Genomic DNA, 15,892 nt, shown 5'->3' with positions numbered 1-15,892 from the left:
AATCCACCTATTTGGTGGATTTTTCTTATTTATGATTGTTTTTATCTGGTGTTAAGACCATGGGGATGATGATAGGTTCACGTTCAGTTTTTTCATATAGGAATGGTCGTAGGGCATTGACAATCGCCCCATTGACAGACTGAACAGTTGCTTCCTTGTTTTTCAGAGCGATACGAATGGCGTTAAAGAGCAAGCGTTGACTTTCTCGGATTAGCTCGCCAGATTCTCGCATGTAGATGAAGCCGCGACTGAGAATATCAGGTCCTGCCAAAATCATCTTAGATTTGAAGTCAACAGTTGCTACAGCAAGCACGACACCATCTTCTGATAGGTCATGACGATCACGAAGGACGGCAGCTCCAATATCACCGACCCCACTACCATCAACATAGATGTCTTGGGCGTTGAATTTACCAGAAATACGAGCTGAGTCCTTGGTCAAGGCCAAGACGTCACCATTTTCCATAATGAAGATGTTGTCTTTTTCGACCCCTGTATCAACTGCCAAGCTCGCATGTACCTTTTGCATACGGTATTCACCATGAACAGGCATGAAATATTTAGGTTTCATCAGACGGAGCATGAGTTTTTGCTCTTGTTGACCACCGTGACCAGATGTGTGAATATTGTTGATTTTACCGTGGATAACAGAAACACCTGCTTCTTGAATGGTGTTAATCAATTTATTGACACTGGTGGTATTACCAGGGATTGGACTAGATGAGAAGATAACGGTATCACCTGGTTGCAGCGTTACTTGACGATGGGTGCCGTTGGCGATACGAGCCAAGGCAGCCATCGATTCGCCCTGACTTCCCGTACACATGATTAAAATCTCACTAGCGTGATAGTTTTTGATTTCGGTAGGTTCGATAAATGTGCCTTTTGGCACTTTGATATAGCCGAGTTCGATACCGTTGACAATGGCTTTTTCCATAGAACGACCAAAAACGGCAATCTTACGTCTTGTTTTAACGGCAGCTTCGGCGGCCTGTTGCAGACGGAAGATATTTGAGGCAAAAGAGGCAAAGATGATGCGTCCTTCGATACCTTCGATAATCTTCATGATAGATTGTCCAACCATTTGTTCAGAGTTGGTAAAGGTTGGCACTTCAGCATTGGTCGAATCTGACAAAAGAAGTAAGACGCCATCTTCGCCCAAGGCAGCCATACGGTGAAGGTCAGCAGGCTCACCAACAGGTGTGAAGTCGAACTTGAAGTCACCCGTGCAGACGACCTTGCCTTGTGGGGTATGGATAACGATTCCTAATGGTTCTGGAATCGAGTGGGTCGTGCGAAAGAAGGTAACACTTAGATTTTTGAAAGTCAGTTCGGTATTGTGGTTGATTTCGTGTAATTTAGCTTCACGTAAGATACCATGTTCTTCCAATTTGCCACGAATCAGTGACAAGGCTAATGGCCCAGCATAGATAGGGATATTGGCTTGTTTGAGAAGAAAGGGAATCCCACCGATATGATCTTCGTGACCATGGGTGATAACCAAGGCTTTGACACGCTTAATGTTGTCAACGATGTAAGAGTAATCTGGAATAACGTAGTCGATACCAAGAAGATCGTCTTCTGGAAACTTGATTCCAGCGTCAACGATGATAATCTCGTCTTGATATTCAATGCCGTAGGTATTTTTACCGATTTCTCCCAGACCGCCGATAGCGAAAACGCCAACTTCTTCTGATTTGAGATTGATACTTGACATATTAGAACTCCGTTAAGACAAAGGCACCAGATTCTTTTTCGTATTCAAGGTGCTTTTCAGATAAACGTTCAATGTGTTCGATGTTATAGGCAGTGTGTTGTTCAACTAATTCACGAGCCATAATACGCCCTGCCAGTTCATCTTTACTATCAATGTCAAGGTAGAGTGCCTTAGTTTGTTCTCGACGTGGATTGCGATCCTTGGTTTCTTGGTAAAAAATTTTGTAAATCATAAAAATCCTTTCTTTTGTCATCCTGTTAAATCAATGGTGTGAAAAAGCTATCAGATAAGCACTAGATGTGGCTAGACCTGAGGTTTCTTTTCTTCAATTTTTGTGTAATAGATTTAACCGTGATTCGTTGCAATTATAATAATTATATCATAAAATAAAAGGGAGAATCAAGTAAGGAAGTAAGAAAGATGAAAGTTTTAGCGTTTGATAGTTCTAGTCAAGCCTTATCTGTTGCTTTATTAGACAATCAAAATATAGTGGCACAAACTAACCTTGATATGAAACAAAATCATAGTGTGACCTTGATGCCAACTATCGATTTTTTGATGACTTTAGTGGGTTGGCAACCAAGTGATTTAGAGCGTATTGTGGTGGCTCAGGGGCCTGGTTCTTATACTGGCTTGAGAATGGCAGTGGCAACAGCCAAGACTTTAGCCTATGCCTTACAGATTGATGTTGTTGGTTTATCTAGTCTGTTAGCGTTAACTGCTGTTGATTTTTCTGGTTTAGTGATTCCCTTGATTGACGCTAGACGCAATCATGTTTATGCTGGTTTTTATCTTGACGGAAACCGTCAACAAGCTGATGCCTATATGAGTTTTGAAACGGTTTTGACCATTGCTCAAGATTGGCAAGGTGAGGTCTGTTTTGTTGGTGAAGTGGAAGCTTTTCGCCAACAGATAGAAGAAACTATGCCAACAGCTAAGATTAAAGCCAGTCTGCCATCAGCGAGTCTATTAGGCCAATTGGGTCAAAAAATGCCTGCCCTTAACACCCATGATTTAGTTCCTAATTATCTTAAACGCGTTGAAGCTGAAGAAAACTGGTTGAAAGAACACGATGACACAGACGATCACTATATTAAATGGGTCTAAGTACGACCAAGAAATTCTTGCCGAAATCATCTTTGAGATTTTAACCGATGTGTATGCCAAATCACCTTGGAGTCTGCCACAAATTCAAGCGGATTTACGTCGAGAAGATGTGACCTATTTAGTGGCAGTCCAAGAAGGTGAAGTGCTTGGTTTTTTGACTTGGCAGGACTTGTTTGGTGAGATTGAAGTGACTAATTTAGCGGTGAAAACTACCTACGGTGGTCAAGGAATAGGTAGTCGGTTGTTGGCGCATTTACCAAAAGAAATGGGGTCGATTTTTTTAGAAGTGCGTCAGTCAAATACAGTCGCCCAACATCTCTATAAAAAGTTTGGGTTTGTTGAACTTGGTGTGAGAAAAAATTATTATCATCAGCCAAGAGAAGACGCTGTAATCATGAAACGATAGGAAGAAAACATGACAGAAAAGATTTTTTTAGCCATTGAGTCATCTTGCGATGAAACGAGCGTGGCAATTTTGAAAAATGATCAACTGGTCAGCAATGTGATTGCTAGTCAAGTGGCAAGTCATGAGCGATTTGGTGGGGTAGTGCCAGAGGTGGCTAGTCGTCATCATGTAGAGGTCATTACGACTTGTATTGAACAAGCCTTGTCTGAAGCTGAGGTAACTGCTAAAGATTTGACAGCAGTAGCGGTGACTTATGGTCCTGGTTTGGTTGGTGCTCTGTTGGTTGGATTGTCGGCAGCTAAGGCTTTTGCATGGGCCAATCACTTGCCTTTAATTCCAGTTAATCACATGGCAGGTCATCTGATGGCTGCTCAAAGTGTAGAGCCATTGCAGTATCCATTGATGGCTTTGCTAGTTAGTGGGGGGCATACCGAACTGGTCTATGTGGCGAAAGAGGGTGACTATAAGATTATTGGGGAAACGCGTGACGATGCAGTAGGTGAAGCCTATGATAAGGTGGGGCGTGTCATGGGCTTGCCTTATCCTGCTGGTCGTTTGATTGATGAGTTGGCACATCAGGGAGAGGACACCTATCATTTCCCTCGTGCCATGATTAAGGAAGATCATCTAGAATTTTCCTTTTCAGGTCTTAAATCAGCTTTTATCAATCTTCATCATAATGCTCAGCAAAAAGGTGAGGAGTTGATTTTGGAAGATTTGTGTGCGTCCTTTCAAGAAGCTGTTCTAGACATTTTATTAGCCAAGGTAAAAAAAGCCCTAGCAACCTATCCTGTCAAGAGTTTGGTTGTGGCTGGAGGAGTGGCAGCCAATCAAGGTTTGCGTGAACGTTTGGCAGCTGAACTGACTGAAACCAAGGTGATTATCCCACCTCTGCGTCTATGTGGAGATAATGCTGGTATGATTGCTTATGCTGCTCAGGTGGAATACGAGAAAGGTCATTTTGCTGATTTGGCTCTTAATGCTAAACCTAGTTTGACTTTTGACAGTTTATAGGAGTCGATGATGTTACATTTTGAAAATGATTATAATGAAGGCGTTCATCCAGAACTTTTAAAATCTTTAATAACTACCAATGAAGAAAATTTAGCAGGCTATGGTGCAGATTTTTATTGTCAGCGTGCCAGTGAAAAAATTCGTCAAGCCACGGCTTGCCCTCATGCAGAAGTGGATTTTTTAACAGGTGGCACTCAAACCAATCAAGTGGTAATCGCTAGTCTTTTAGCTTCTTATGAAGGAGTGATTGCTGCAGACACGGGTCATATTGCTGTTCATGAGGCTGGGGCGATTGAATATACTGGGCATAAGGTGATAACCTTACCTGCTAGTGAAGGAAAACTTCAGGCAGCGGATGTGGCAAGTTATCTGGCTGATTTTTATCAAGATGCGTCACATGCTCACATGGTATTTCCTGGCATGGTTTACATTTCTCATCCGACAGAATACGGCACTCTGTACACGAAACAAGAGCTTGGTGAGTTGGTGGAGGTTTGTCATCGCTATCAGTTGCCATTGTTTTTGGATGGCGCTCGCCTAGGTTATGGTTTAGTGGCTAAGGGGAATGATGTGGATTTGCCGACCATTGCTGAATTGACCGATGTTTTCTATATCGGTGGAACAAAGTTAGGAGCTTTGGCAGGGGAAGCGGTTGTTTTTACGAAAAATAATCGTCCCAAACAGTTTACAACAGTGATGAAACATCACGGAGCTTTGGTTGCTAAAGGCCGTTTATTTGGTGTTCAATTTGATCACTTCTTTACCGATGATTTGTATTGGAAAATTGGTCAAAAAGCCATTGATTTGGCAGAGCAACTGAAACAAATCTTGACAGATAAGGGTTATCGTTTTTATTTAGAAAGCCCAACTAATCAACAGTTTATTATTTTGGAAAATAGTCACTTACAAGAATTGGCAAAAAATGTGGTGTTCAGTAGTTGGCAAAAATATGATGAAGAACATACCGTTGTCCGACTGGCAACTAGCTGGTCAACAACACAGGCTGATATTGATGAATTGAAAAAGATTTTGTAAACTTTGGTGCTTGAATTAAAAAGAAGTTGAGAAAACTTATCTCAACTTTTTTGGTTAAGGAATGAAAAAATATAAATTTATTTTCAGAAAATCTTTACATTTTTAGTCAGACTTGATAAAATGAAGACTGTTGTAAATTTTACTTATTGGAGGATGTTAAGATGGATGTGACTTGGGTACTCAAGTATATCACAGAATTTATCGCCACTGCTTTTCTTGTTTTACTAGGAAATGGTGTTGTGGCTAACGTTAGTTTGAAGGGAACTAAGGGAAATGGTCAAGGCTTGACCTTGGTTGCTCTTGGTTATGGTTTAGGTTTGATGTTGCCAGCCTTGATGTTTGGTAATGTCTCAGGTAATCACGTGAATCCAGCCATTACAATCGGTTTGGCAGTTTCTGGGCTTTTCCCATGGGCTCATGTGGCTCCTTATATCTTGGCTCAATTTTTAGGAGCGATGTTTGCACAATTGGTCGTTGTTAGCATGTATGCGTCATTTTTCAAACAAACTGACGATGCTAATGCGATTTTAGGGTCATTTGCTATTATCAATAACTTAGATGATAACACAGTCGAAAGTCGTAAAGCTGCCACTCGCAATGGTTTTATCAGCGAATTTATTGGTTCGTTTGTTCTTTTCTTTGGGGTTCTAGCCTTAACTAAGAATTTCTTCGGTGCAGAATTGGTTGGTAAATTGGTTACAGCTGGCTATGAACAAACAGTCGCTGAAACACAAGTTGCTCCATTTGTAACTGGTAGCTTGTCAGTTGCTCACATGGCGATTGGTTTCTTGTTGATGGCTCTTATTGCTGGTCTAGGTGGCCCAACAGGAGCAGGACTTAACCCAGCGCGTGATTTGGGACCTCGTTTGGTTCACCATTTCTTGCCAAAATCAGTTCTTGGTTCAGCTAAGGGCGATTCAAAATGGTGGTATGCTTGGGTTGGTGTTGTAGCACCTATCTTAGCAGGTGTCTTGGCAGTTGCTTTGTTCAAATACCTTTATCTAGGATAAGAAAAAAGAGGGATTCCCTCTTTTTTTGTTTATAAGGAGTCTTTAATTACAGCAATCAAGTCGTTACGGTCTAAAATCCATTGTTCACGATCATCCTTTTCATAGGTACGATTGGTTAGGAAGATAGCAGCCTTGTGTTGCTTGCGGTTAAAGAGAATAAAGGTACCTGTGTAACCTGTATGGAGAAGCCAGTCGCCTTGTAAATCCCAAGCAAGAGAGCGTTCTTTTTCGCCTAAACTATAATTTTGATCTAATTGTTTGGCAAATTCATCCTGTAAATAATGTGCTAAAAATTGCTCAAGGTCAGCAAGATTTGAAAACAATCCAGCACTGCCTGCGTGTTCTTTAAGCACTCGTGCTTTTGGGTCATGAACGTAACCGTCTGTCACATTTTTGACAGTAGGCACTGCCTGACTAATAGGGCCAAAAGATGTATTGGGCATCTGCCAAGGGCTAAAAATTTCCTTTTGGAAAATGGTAGCCAAGTCCTGACCATAGAGTTCTTCAATTAAGAAACCAAGAAGAATAAAGTTGATGTCAGTATAAAGGAAAGGTTTATCGGTTGATACGGTAATGTGATTGATGGCCTCAATCAACTCCTTAGCGTTTAGCTGATCGCGATTAGCAATAAAAGGATTGATGCCAGAATGGTGGGTTAACAGCTCTCTAATTGTCACTTGATTACTGTGAAAGGCGGGATAGTAGTCTTTGAGTGGTCTATCCAGTTCGACTTGGCCAGTTTGCAATAAAAAAATCATGATGGTACCGACGCCAACAACCTTGGAGACACTCGCGAGGTCATAGATTAAATCACTCTTGACAGGATTTTTACCGTCAAGAGTGCCTAGATAATGACGTGTCCATCTGCCGTCATAGAGTGAAAGACTGGCACCATGGTAGATGTTTTCTTTAATTTGTGATTGAATTTTTGTTAAGATGTTGTCTATCATTTTTGAAACCATACTTCAATATTGCTTGGATCTGAAACGACAAGAATCGTTTCTTTCTTATCTAAAAAAATGTCAACGCTTTTATCTGTGAAAAATTGAGCTAGGTGGTTAAGGTCATAATCTTTTGCTACCTCGAAGTGAATGATTTCTAAATCCCATGTTTCATTAGGATTGACTGACAAATCTTGATCTTGACTTTGTTTCAAATCAAGCCTTAGGGGTAGTTGTTGATAAAAAGAACGGGTGTTTTCTAGATTGGTCACATGAAGGCTTAAACCATCAATACGATAGTCGGTTAACCCCTTAAAGTCAGCTTGTTTTTGGTAATCTCTGTGACTGATGGGACTCAACTTGGCTAAGTCATCTTCTGAGTGCAATAGAATCAAGTCGCCTTGAGGTGAACGCGCTTCAAAAGCGTAGCCTTTTTCCCCTAAGAAGACCTGTTCTGTTTTAATAGATTGAGCCAAAAGGCTTTCAATCTCTCGAGGGTCTAGAACTTTAATCATGAGCTTGGCTAGTTTTTTATGCCCCCTAGCCTCCCTTGTGCGATAATCTGGGGATTCTTCAAGGGTAAAAAGAGGGCGATTCTGTTTTAGTGAACCAAAGAGAGCTAGGGCATTTTCCTCACGCAAAAGTGTTAGTCCAAGCGTCTTTTGATAAAAAGTGATGTTGGCATCTTTATCTTTGACGCGTAGAGCAACTCCTTGAAAATTGATTTGATCAAATATTGTCATCTTTATCTCCTTTAGTTATCCCTCTTATTCTAGATAAATTTCAGTCATTTCGCAAGAATTTATATATGACTTATTTACAAGATTAGAAAATTACGGTAAACTAGATGGCATGGACAATAATCTTATTTTACGAACAATTCAAGTTTTACTTGTAGTCACTATTATTTTTGTAACAGGCTATATTATCCAACATACACGTCGTCATAAAATCAATATGTTTGAACGTTTTGGCACAGGTTTTTGGATTGGTCTGGTTACAGACTGTTTGGATGCGATTGGTATTGGTTCTTTTGCAACAACCACAACCTTCTTTAAGATGACAAAACTGGTTAGTGATGATAGCAAGATTCCTGGAACGATGAACGCTGTGCATCTTATACCAACCCTTGTTCAAGCACTTTGCTTTATTTTGGCCGTTAAGGTTGATATGACAACCCTTTTGTCAATGGCTGTAGCTTCTATTTTCGGGGCAATTGCAGGGACGCGTATCACGAGAAATTGGAAAACATCAACGGTGCAATTAGTTTTGGGGACGCTCTTAATTATCGCCTCTTGCTTTACCGTTTACCGCTTATTGACTAATCCAGGTGAAGGCTTGACTGACAATGTTACTGGTTTGACAGGTATTTGGTTGATTATTGGTATTATCTTTAACTTCCTATGTGGTGCCTTGATGACTATCGGTCTAGGTAACTACGCACCAGAGTTGATTTTCTTCTCGATGCTAGGAATCAATCCAACAGTTGCCATGCCAGTTATGATGCTTAATGCGGCGGTGGTAATGACAACGTCAACCATCCCTTTCATCAAGGCAGATCGTGTTAACTGGACAGGCTTTGCAGGTATGGTTATAGGTGGGGTTATCGGTGTTATCATCGCAGTACTCTTCCTAACTAATATTCCAATTACCGTACTTAAATGGCTAGTGGTCTTTGTTGTTATTTATACAGGTATCAGCATGATTAAGGCTTCACGTCAAGCCAAAGCATAATAAACATAATCATCTCAGTTCTTAGTAAAGGGCTGAGATTTTTTACAACCCTCTATTTCAATCATGACTTGGGTTTGTGCTATAATAAAAGCATGAACACAAAAATTTTAGAAGCCTTGGAATTTAATAAGGTCAAAAAACAATTTGAAGTCTATATACAAACAGCTTTGGGCCAGCGTGAATTATTAGAATTAGGTCCGATGACCTCAAGAGAGAAAATCGAGCGAGCCTTTGCTGAATTGCGAGATATGCAAGAAATTTTTCAGGAATATCATCAGTTTAATCTAGGGAGTTTACCAGATCTATCAGAAAGTCTGACTCGTTTAGAGTTATCCGCGGATTTGAATACGGCAGAATTGGTGGAAATTAAGCGTCTATTACAAGTATCGGCGGCCTTGAATCGTTTTTATCAAGATTTAGAAAATGTGACATTAAAGGCACTTGACCGCATTTTTGGTCATATCGAAAGTTTCCCCAACTTACAAGGAGCCTTACAAGTCATTAACGATGCAGGTTTTGTTGAACCGTTTGCCAGTCCTACCTTGGAAAAAATTCGCCGTCAAATCACTAGCAATGAACGTGAGATGCGACAGGTTTTGCAAGATATTTTGAAAAAACAGGCAGACTATTTATCAGAACCTTTGATTGCCAATCGTAATGGTCGAAGTGTCTTACCTGTCAAAAACACTCATCGTAATCGTGTCGCAGGTGTCGTTCATGACATTTCTAGTTCTGGAGCAACTGTCTATATTGAGCCACGAGCAGTAGTTTCTCTTAACGAAGACATCACACAGTTACAGGCAGCCGAGCGTCATGAAATTGCTAAAATTTTACATGATTTGTCGGCCTTAATTCGTCCTCATGTGGCGAGTTTGCGTAATAATGCTTGGCTGATTGGTCACTTGGATTTGGTTCGTGCCAAGCACTTGTATATGCGTGATCGTCAGGCGGTTGTGCCTGAGTTGACAAGCAATCAAGGTCTAAGGCTCTTGCAAGTTCGTCACCCACTTTTGGAAAAACCAGTTGCCAATGATTTGCATTTTGTGGATGACTTATCCGTTATTGTGATTACCGGTCCTAATACAGGTGGTAAGACCATTATGCTTAAAACCTTGGGCTTGACCCAACTCATGGCTCAGTCTGGGCTTCCCATCCTAGCTGATACCGGTAGTCAAGTGGCAATTTTCAAAGAAATCTTTGCCGACATTGGCGATGAGCAGTCTATTGAGCAGAGTCTATCAACATTTTCTAGCCACATGACTCATATTGTGTCTATTTTAGAAGAGGCAGATCAGGACAGTCTTTTGCTATTTGATGAATTGGGAGCAGGAACGGATCCACAAGAAGGAGCGAGTTTGGCTATTAGTATTTTGGATTACTTGCGACTGCACAAGATTAAGACAATGGCGACCACCCACTACCCTGAACTCAAGGCTTACGGCTTAGAAACAACTGGTGTGGAAAATGCCAGTATGGCCTTTGACAGTCAAAGTTTGTCGCCGACCTATCGTTTTATGCAAGGTGTACCAGGGCGTTCCAATGCCTTTGACATTGCTAGACGACTAGGTTTGATTGAAGAGGTAGTGGCTCGAGCAGAAAGCATGACGGACACTAACGGTGATGTGACACAAATGATTGAGCAATTAGAGCGTCAAACCTTGGAAAGCCGTAAACGCTTGGAGCATATTCGAGAGGTGGAAACGGAAAATCTCAAATTTAACCGTGCTGTGAAACGCTTGTATAATGAATTTTCTCATGCCAAGGATAAGGAGTTGCTCAAGGCTCAAACACAAGCTCAAGAAATTGTTGATTTGGCTTTGGCTGAAAGTGATGCGATTCTAAAAAATCTTCATCAAAAAGCCCAACTGAAACCTCATGAAATTATTGAAGCTAAAGGGAAACTGAAACAATTAGCTCCACAGGTAGATTTGTCTAAAAATAAGGTGCTGAAAAAGGCGAAAAAAGCACGAGCAGCTAGGGTTGGCGATGATATTTTGGTAAGCAGTTATGGGCAGCGTGGTACCTTGATCAAACAGTTGAAAGATGGTCGTTGGGAAGCTCAAGTCGGCTTGATTAAAATGACCTTGAAAGCAGATGAGTTTAGTTTGCAACGCCTAAATGAACCCGAGCAAAAGCCTGCTCAAAAGCGTGTGAATGTGGTTAAAAAAGCTAAGACGTCATCAGGGCCACGAGCTCGTTTAGATTTGCGTGGCAAACGTTATGAAGAAGCCATGCAGGAGCTGGATGCCTTTATTGATCAAGCTTTGCTTAATAATATGGCTCAGGTAGATATTATTCATGGGATTGGAACAGGGGTCATTCGTGATGGTGTGACCAAGTACCTGCGTCGTAACAAGCATGTTAAGAGCTTTGGCTATGCCCCACAAAATGCCGGTGGTTCTGGAGCGACCATTGCCAATCTAGGTTGACCAATTCTTTTATTAGACAAATCAAATCAATCGGAGTACAATAAGTATCATCATTTGAAAAAGGAGAGAGAAAATGGTACAAAGTCTAACAGATGCAAACTTTGAAACAGAAACAAAAGACGGTTTAGTCTTGGTTGATTTTTGGGCAACATGGTGTGGTCCATGCTTGATGCAGGCACCTATCTTGGAACAGTTGGCTGAAGAATTTGATGAAGATGAATTGAAAATTGTGAAAATGGATGTGGATGAAAATCCAGAAACCGCTAAGCAATTTGGCATCATGTCTATTCCAACCCTACTTTTCAAAAAAGACGGTCAAGTCGTCAAACAAGTCGCTGGTGTTCATACTAAAGACCAAATTAAAGCGATTGTGGCAGAATTAAGCTAAACTAAAAGGCATTGCTAAGCAATGCTTTTTTCTATTGTCAGATACCTTTCTTTTAAGCTATAATAGGGGTTATGAAATGAGAGGTTAAATCAATGAAAGTTTTTAATAAATCAAGCAAGCTAGAGGACGTGGCTTATGATATTCGTGGTCCAGTCTTGGATGAGGCCAATCGAATGCTAGCAAATGGTGAGAAAATTTTAAGGCTTAATACAGGAAATCCAGCAGCCTTTGGTTTTACCGCACCTGATGAGGTCATTCATGACCTGATTGTCAATGCTAGAAACAGTGAGGGCTACTCAGACAGTAAGGGCATTTTCAGTGCCAGAAAAGCGATTATGCAGTATTGCCAGCTGAAAGACTTTCCTGACGTAACCATTGACGATATTTATATTGGCAATGGAGTCAGTGAATTGATTACCATGTCTATGCAAGGTTTGCTAGACAATGGTGATGAAGTATTGGTGCCAATGCCAGACTATCCTTTATGGACGGCAGCTGTTAGTTTGGCAGGTGGCCATGCTGTTCATTATATTTGTGATGAAGCAGCCGAATGGTATCCGGACTTAGACGACATCAAATCTAAAATCACCTCAAAAACAAAGGCTATCGTCATCATCAATCCCAATAATCCCACAGGGGCACTCTATCCCAAAGAAGTTTTGGAGGAGATTGTCGAAATTGCTCGCCAAAACGACTTGATTATCTATTCTGACGAAATTTATGACCGTTTGGTGATGGACGGTTTGACCCATATTCCGATTGCAAGTCTTGCACCAGATGTGTTTGTGGTAACCATGAATGGCTTGTCTAAGTCTCATCGGATTGCCGGTTTCCGAGTAGGCTGGATGGTCTTGTCAGGGCCAAAAGCTCATGTTAAAGATTACATTGCTGGGCTTGATATGTTGGCCAATATGCGTCTATGTTCGAATGTTCTCTCTCAACAAGTTGTTCAGACGTCGCTAGGCGGTTATCAGTCTGTTGATAAATTGCTCCTACCAGGTGGTCGTATTTATGAACAACGTGAATTTATCACTAAGGCGATTGACAATATTCCGGGTTTGTCAGTAGTTAAGCCCAAGGCAGGATTATATGTATTTCCTAAGATTGATCAGACCATGTATAATATCACGGATGATGAGCAGTTTGTCTTAGAGTTTCTCAAGCAAGAAAAAATCATGTTGGTTCATGGACGAGGTTTCAACTGGAAGGATCCAGATCATTTCCGTATCGTGTATTTGCCAAGGGTTTCTGAGTTAGCAGAAGTTGAAGAAAAATTAACTCGCTTTTTGCACCAATACCGTCGTTAAGCTAAAAATACTTTGTTTCATAAAAGTTTTCAAAAATAAGGTGCAAACGCTTTATATTTTTGGTATAATAGTGAAGAACGTGCAAAATTAGAAAAATAGAAAGAGTGGACTTATGGTTGACTTATTAACAAAAACACGCAAAATCACCTCTATTTTACAACGGACGGTTGAGCGATTGGAAAACGAGTTACCTTATAATATGATTGCAGCACAACTGGCAGATATCATTGATTGCAATGTCTGTATTGTTGATGAAAAAGGTGCCTTCTTAGGTTATGTAATGAAGCATAAAACCCATAATGATCGCACAGAAAAACTATTCAATACCCATCAGTTTCCAGCCGATTATGTTAGTGGTATCAATCGTATGTTTGATACAGAAGCTAATTTGCCAATTAGTCATGACTTAACCATTTTTCCCTATGAATCTCATGAAGTTTATCCAAATGGTGTAACCACGATTGTTCCGATTTATAGTGGTGGCATGCGTCTTGGAACCTTTATTATTTGGAAAAATGAAGAAGCCTTCCACGATGATGATTTGATTTTGGCTGAGATTTCATCGACAGTAGTTGGCTTGCAGCTCCTTAATCATCAATCGGAGAATCTAGAAGAAGCCATTCGCCAGCAAACAGCAGTGACCATGGCTGTCAGTGCCTTGTCTTATTCTGAATTAAAAGCAGTAGATGCGATCTTAAATGAACTAGATGGCAATGAAGGACGCTTGACGGCGTCATCAGTTGCCGATCGGATTGGAATCACTCGTTCTGTCATTGTTAATGCCCTTCGTAAACTTGAGAGTGCAGGTGTGATTGAAAGTCGTTCATTGGGAATGAAGGGAACCTACATTCGTGTCTTAAATGAAGGTTTGTTTGCCGAGGTTGATCAACGTAAATAATGATGACCAAGGCTTTAATTTCTATTGACTATACAGTTGACTTTGTGGCAGATGAGGGGCGTTTGACCGCAGGAGCAGCAGCCCAAGCCATTGAGTCAGATTTGACCAAGCTCACTAAAAAGGCCTACGATGATGGGCATGTGATTGTTTTTGCTATTGATGGGCATGACAAAGAAGATATCTATCATCCAGAAAGTCGCTTGTTTCCCCCACATAATCTTTTGGGAAGCAGTGGGCGAAAACTCTATGGGCAACTAGATCAGCTCTATCAAGATATTAAAGATGATCAGCGTGTGCTTTGGTTGGATAAGCGGTATTACTCTGCCTTTGCAGGCACGAGTTTGGATGCTCGGCTGCGTGAGCGAGGCATTCGTTCCTTGATTTTGACTGGGGTTTTGACAGATATTTGCGTCTTGCATACGGCGATTGATGCTTATCATCTAGGTTATCAGCTTGAAATACCAAAGTCCGCTGTTGCCACCTTATCAGAAGCTAGACAAAAATGGGCCTTAGAGCATTTTCAAACGGTTTTAGGAGCTACTATTTTAGATTAGAGAACTGCTTGTCAGTTCTCTTTTTCTTTTGATTGACAGAGTAGTTGAAATAAGATATAGTGTGATTAAGTATTGGAAGGAGCTAGCCATGCAGATTTCTAGTCGTTTTACCATTGCCAGTCATATTTTGATTTATGTGGCCACTTATCATAAAGAAGAAAAAATTACCAGTGACGTTTTGGCAACCAGTATTCAAGTCAATCCAGTGATTATTCGTAATATCCTTAGTCAATTAAAAAAAGCTGGATTGATTGCGGTTAAGCGTGGTCAAGGTGGTGTTACCATTTTAAAACCCTATGATCACATTTCTCTTTTTGATTTGTATCAAGCTGTAGAAAGTGTGAAAGATAACCAACTTTTTCATTTTCACCAACAACCTAGTCAGGATTGTCCTGTCGGTCGGAATATTCACTTACTTTTAGATGATAAATTACAACGAGTACAAACGGCCATGGAAAAGGAACTATCCCAAATCAGCCTAGCTCAAATTTTAGCAGACGGACGTGCTTATTTTAGTTGATGACCTTATCTTAGCTGACAAAAAGCTAAGATTTTTTTAGAAAATAAAATGTAACAGTTGACATTACATCAGAAATGCAGTATTCTTTTAATGTAACAACAAAACTTACAACAAAAGGAGAAAAGAAATGGCAAAGATTGCAGTAATTAGTTCTAACGGTCAAGCAGGTCAACATATTGTAGCAGAATTGGTGGCGCGTGGTCATGAGGTGACAGGATTTGCTCGTGGTCTTGACAATCAATCACTGGCTCAAACCTACATTCAAAAAGATTTGTTTGACTTGACCAAGGAAGATTTGAGAGATTTTGAAGCAGTTGTGGATGCTTTTGGGACATTTTCATCTGAAACCTTACACTTACATGTTAAGGTGGTCGAACATTTGGCTAATCTTTTGATTGGAACGCAGACGCGTCTGTTGGTTGTTGGTGGGGCAGGTAGTTTGTATGTTGATGCCAGTCATCAACAACAATTGTTTGAAACCCCAGATTTTCCAGAAGAATTTTATCCATTAGCTAAGGCGCAAGCTCAAGCACTTGATAGCCTACGTCAAACCAAGAATTTGGCATGGACTTTTATTAGTCCAGCTGCAGAGTTTGAAGTGGATTTGCCAAAAACTGGTCACTATATCCTAGCCGGTGAGGAATTTACCCTTAATGATAAAGGGGTCAGCGAGATTAGCTATGCCGATTATGCGATTGGTCTAGTGGATATTTTAGAAAGTGGTCAGCATGTCGGCAAACGTGTGAGCCTATTAGGTCAATAGACAAAAGAGATGGTTAAATGACCATCTCTTTTTCTTAATAAGTCTTGTAAAATGTGGTAAAATAGTAGG

Annotated in this window: 17 protein-coding genes; 13 read left to right on the top strand and 4 right to left on the bottom strand. The window is 40.6% G+C overall.

The genetic code is table 11. From position 1 onward, the window contains the following. Nucleotides 1-25 precede the first annotated feature (25 nt). On the bottom strand, nucleotides 26-1,717 hold the full coding sequence (rnjA, locus tag FRX52_RS03125) for a ribonuclease J1 (protein ID WP_146538465.1): 1,692 nt from the start codon (nucleotides 1,715-1,717) through the stop codon (nucleotides 26-28). A gap of 1 nt (nucleotide 1,718) precedes the next feature. Then, nucleotides 1,719-1,949 (bottom strand): DNA-directed RNA polymerase subunit epsilon, encoded by a 231-nt coding sequence (locus tag FRX52_RS03120; protein ID WP_146460845.1) that lies wholly within the window; start codon nucleotides 1,947-1,949, stop codon nucleotides 1,719-1,721. A 188-nt stretch (nucleotides 1,950-2,137) separates the two neighbouring features. Between FRX52_RS03120 and tsaB the strand changes: the two genes are divergently transcribed. The 5 genes from tsaB (at nucleotide 2,138) to gla (ending at nucleotide 6,289) form a co-directional block, all read left to right on the top strand. After that, the gene (gene tsaB, locus FRX52_RS03115) at nucleotides 2,138-2,824 is read left to right on the top strand and encodes a tRNA (adenosine(37)-N6)-threonylcarbamoyltransferase complex dimerization subunit type 1 TsaB (protein WP_146538464.1); all 687 of its coding nucleotides are present in this window, start codon (nucleotides 2,138-2,140) and stop codon (nucleotides 2,822-2,824) included. After that, nucleotides 2,790-3,230: a ribosomal protein S18-alanine N-acetyltransferase gene (gene rimI / locus FRX52_RS03110; RefSeq protein ID WP_146538463.1), complete on the top strand. Its 441-nt coding sequence runs from the start codon at nucleotides 2,790-2,792 to the stop codon at nucleotides 3,228-3,230. The genes tsaB and rimI overlap by 35 nt, the downstream gene beginning before the upstream one ends. 9 nt (nucleotides 3,231-3,239) lie before the next feature. Continuing rightward, entirely contained in the window at nucleotides 3,240-4,244 is a 1,005-nt protein-coding gene (gene tsaD / locus FRX52_RS03105; protein WP_146538462.1) for a tRNA (adenosine(37)-N6)-threonylcarbamoyltransferase complex transferase subunit TsaD, read from the top strand. Nucleotides 4,245-4,253: 9 nt separating this feature from the next. Beyond that, entirely contained in the window at nucleotides 4,254-5,279 is a 1,026-nt protein-coding gene (locus tag FRX52_RS03100) for a low specificity L-threonine aldolase (RefSeq protein ID WP_146538461.1), read from the top strand. A gap of 161 nt (nucleotides 5,280-5,440) precedes the next feature. Continuing rightward, nucleotides 5,441-6,289: an aquaglyceroporin Gla gene (gene gla / locus FRX52_RS03095; protein ID WP_146538460.1), complete on the top strand. Its 849-nt coding sequence runs from the start codon at nucleotides 5,441-5,443 to the stop codon at nucleotides 6,287-6,289. 29 nt (nucleotides 6,290-6,318) lie between these two features. On the opposite strand, the gene FRX52_RS03090 is transcribed toward gla, so the two are convergent. Beyond that, the gene (locus FRX52_RS03090) at nucleotides 6,319-7,239 is read right to left on the bottom strand and encodes a serine hydrolase domain-containing protein (protein ID WP_146538459.1); all 921 of its coding nucleotides are present in this window, start codon (nucleotides 7,237-7,239) and stop codon (nucleotides 6,319-6,321) included. Beyond that, nucleotides 7,236-7,973, bottom strand: coding sequence for a CppA N-terminal domain-containing protein (locus FRX52_RS03085; RefSeq protein WP_146538458.1), 738 nt, complete (start codon nucleotides 7,971-7,973; stop codon nucleotides 7,236-7,238). Before FRX52_RS03085 ends, FRX52_RS03090 begins: the two co-directional genes overlap by 4 nt. Before the next feature lie 109 nt (nucleotides 7,974-8,082). On the opposite strand from FRX52_RS03085, the gene FRX52_RS03080 reads away from it, so the two are divergent. The 8 genes from FRX52_RS03080 to FRX52_RS03045 all read left to right on the top strand — a co-directional run bounded on the left by FRX52_RS03080 (nucleotide 8,083) and on the right by FRX52_RS03045 (nucleotide 15,823). Beyond that, entirely contained in the window at nucleotides 8,083-8,964 is an 882-nt protein-coding gene (locus FRX52_RS03080; protein WP_146538457.1) for a sulfite exporter TauE/SafE family protein, read from the top strand. A gap of 92 nt (nucleotides 8,965-9,056) precedes the next feature. Beyond that, nucleotides 9,057-11,393 (top strand): endonuclease MutS2, encoded by a 2,337-nt coding sequence (locus tag FRX52_RS03075; RefSeq protein ID WP_146538456.1) that lies wholly within the window; start codon nucleotides 9,057-9,059, stop codon nucleotides 11,391-11,393. 73 nt (nucleotides 11,394-11,466) lie between these two features. Beyond that, entirely contained in the window at nucleotides 11,467-11,781 is a 315-nt protein-coding gene (gene trxA, locus FRX52_RS03070; RefSeq protein ID WP_146460866.1) for a thioredoxin, read from the top strand. Between the two features lie 92 nt (nucleotides 11,782-11,873). Next, nucleotides 11,874-13,088, top strand: coding sequence for a pyridoxal phosphate-dependent aminotransferase (locus FRX52_RS03065; RefSeq protein ID WP_146538455.1), 1,215 nt, complete (start codon nucleotides 11,874-11,876; stop codon nucleotides 13,086-13,088). Nucleotides 13,089-13,200: 112 nt separating this feature from the next. Further along, nucleotides 13,201-13,986: a GTP-sensing pleiotropic transcriptional regulator CodY gene (codY, locus tag FRX52_RS03060; RefSeq protein WP_146460870.1), complete on the top strand. Its 786-nt coding sequence runs from the start codon at nucleotides 13,201-13,203 to the stop codon at nucleotides 13,984-13,986. 2 nt (nucleotides 13,987-13,988) lie between these two features. Continuing rightward, nucleotides 13,989-14,540, top strand: coding sequence for a cysteine hydrolase family protein (locus tag FRX52_RS03055; protein WP_146538454.1), 552 nt, complete (start codon nucleotides 13,989-13,991; stop codon nucleotides 14,538-14,540). 88 nt (nucleotides 14,541-14,628) lie between these two features. After that, nucleotides 14,629-15,060: an Rrf2 family transcriptional regulator gene (locus tag FRX52_RS03050; RefSeq protein WP_146538484.1), complete on the top strand. Its 432-nt coding sequence runs from the start codon at nucleotides 14,629-14,631 to the stop codon at nucleotides 15,058-15,060. Nucleotides 15,061-15,187: 127 nt separating this feature from the next. Next, nucleotides 15,188-15,823, top strand: a complete 636-nt coding sequence (locus FRX52_RS03045) for an NAD(P)-dependent oxidoreductase (protein WP_146538453.1) — start codon at nucleotides 15,188-15,190, stop codon at nucleotides 15,821-15,823. Nucleotides 15,824-15,892 lie beyond the last annotated feature (69 nt).

Origin of the sequence: Streptococcus sp. sy018 (assembly GCF_007859185.1) — a bacterium.
Lineage (GTDB): Bacteria > Bacillota > Bacilli > Lactobacillales > Streptococcaceae > Streptococcus.
This window is presented reverse-complemented; position numbering and strand designations above follow the sequence as displayed.

Excerpts from the sequence above, each read along its gene's own strand:
- tsaB (WP_146538464.1), top strand. The coding sequence starts at position 2,138 with ATGAAAGTTTTAGCGTTTGATAGTTCTAGTCAAGCCTTATCTGTTGCT.
- codY (WP_146460870.1), top strand. The coding sequence starts at position 13,201 with ATGGTTGACTTATTAACAAAAACACGCAAAATCACCTCTATTTTACAA.
- FRX52_RS03065 (WP_146538455.1), top strand. The coding sequence starts at position 11,874 with ATGAAAGTTTTTAATAAATCAAGCAAGCTAGAGGACGTGGCTTATGAT.
- tsaD (WP_146538462.1), top strand. The coding sequence starts at position 3,240 with ATGACAGAAAAGATTTTTTTAGCCATTGAGTCATCTTGCGATGAAACG.
- FRX52_RS03075 (WP_146538456.1), top strand. The coding sequence starts at position 9,057 with ATGAACACAAAAATTTTAGAAGCCTTGGAATTTAATAAGGTCAAAAAA.
- gla (WP_146538460.1), top strand. The coding sequence starts at position 5,441 with ATGGATGTGACTTGGGTACTCAAGTATATCACAGAATTTATCGCCACT.
- FRX52_RS03120 (WP_146460845.1), bottom strand. The coding sequence starts at position 1,949 with ATGATTTACAAAATTTTTTACCAAGAAACCAAGGATCGCAATCCACGT.
- FRX52_RS03085 (WP_146538458.1), bottom strand. The coding sequence starts at position 7,973 with ATGACAATATTTGATCAAATCAATTTTCAAGGAGTTGCTCTACGCGTC.
- FRX52_RS03055 (WP_146538454.1), top strand. The coding sequence starts at position 13,989 with ATGACCAAGGCTTTAATTTCTATTGACTATACAGTTGACTTTGTGGCA.
- rimI (WP_146538463.1), top strand. The coding sequence starts at position 2,790 with ATGACACAGACGATCACTATATTAAATGGGTCTAAGTACGACCAAGAA.
- FRX52_RS03080 (WP_146538457.1), top strand. The coding sequence starts at position 8,083 with ATGGACAATAATCTTATTTTACGAACAATTCAAGTTTTACTTGTAGTC.
- FRX52_RS03090 (WP_146538459.1), bottom strand. The coding sequence starts at position 7,239 with ATGATAGACAACATCTTAACAAAAATTCAATCACAAATTAAAGAAAAC.
- trxA (WP_146460866.1), top strand. The coding sequence starts at position 11,467 with ATGGTACAAAGTCTAACAGATGCAAACTTTGAAACAGAAACAAAAGAC.
- FRX52_RS03100 (WP_146538461.1), top strand. The coding sequence starts at position 4,254 with ATGTTACATTTTGAAAATGATTATAATGAAGGCGTTCATCCAGAACTT.
- FRX52_RS03050 (WP_146538484.1), top strand. The coding sequence starts at position 14,629 with ATGCAGATTTCTAGTCGTTTTACCATTGCCAGTCATATTTTGATTTAT.
- FRX52_RS03045 (WP_146538453.1), top strand. The coding sequence starts at position 15,188 with ATGGCAAAGATTGCAGTAATTAGTTCTAACGGTCAAGCAGGTCAACAT.
- rnjA (WP_146538465.1), bottom strand. The coding sequence starts at position 1,717 with ATGTCAAGTATCAATCTCAAATCAGAAGAAGTTGGCGTTTTCGCTATC.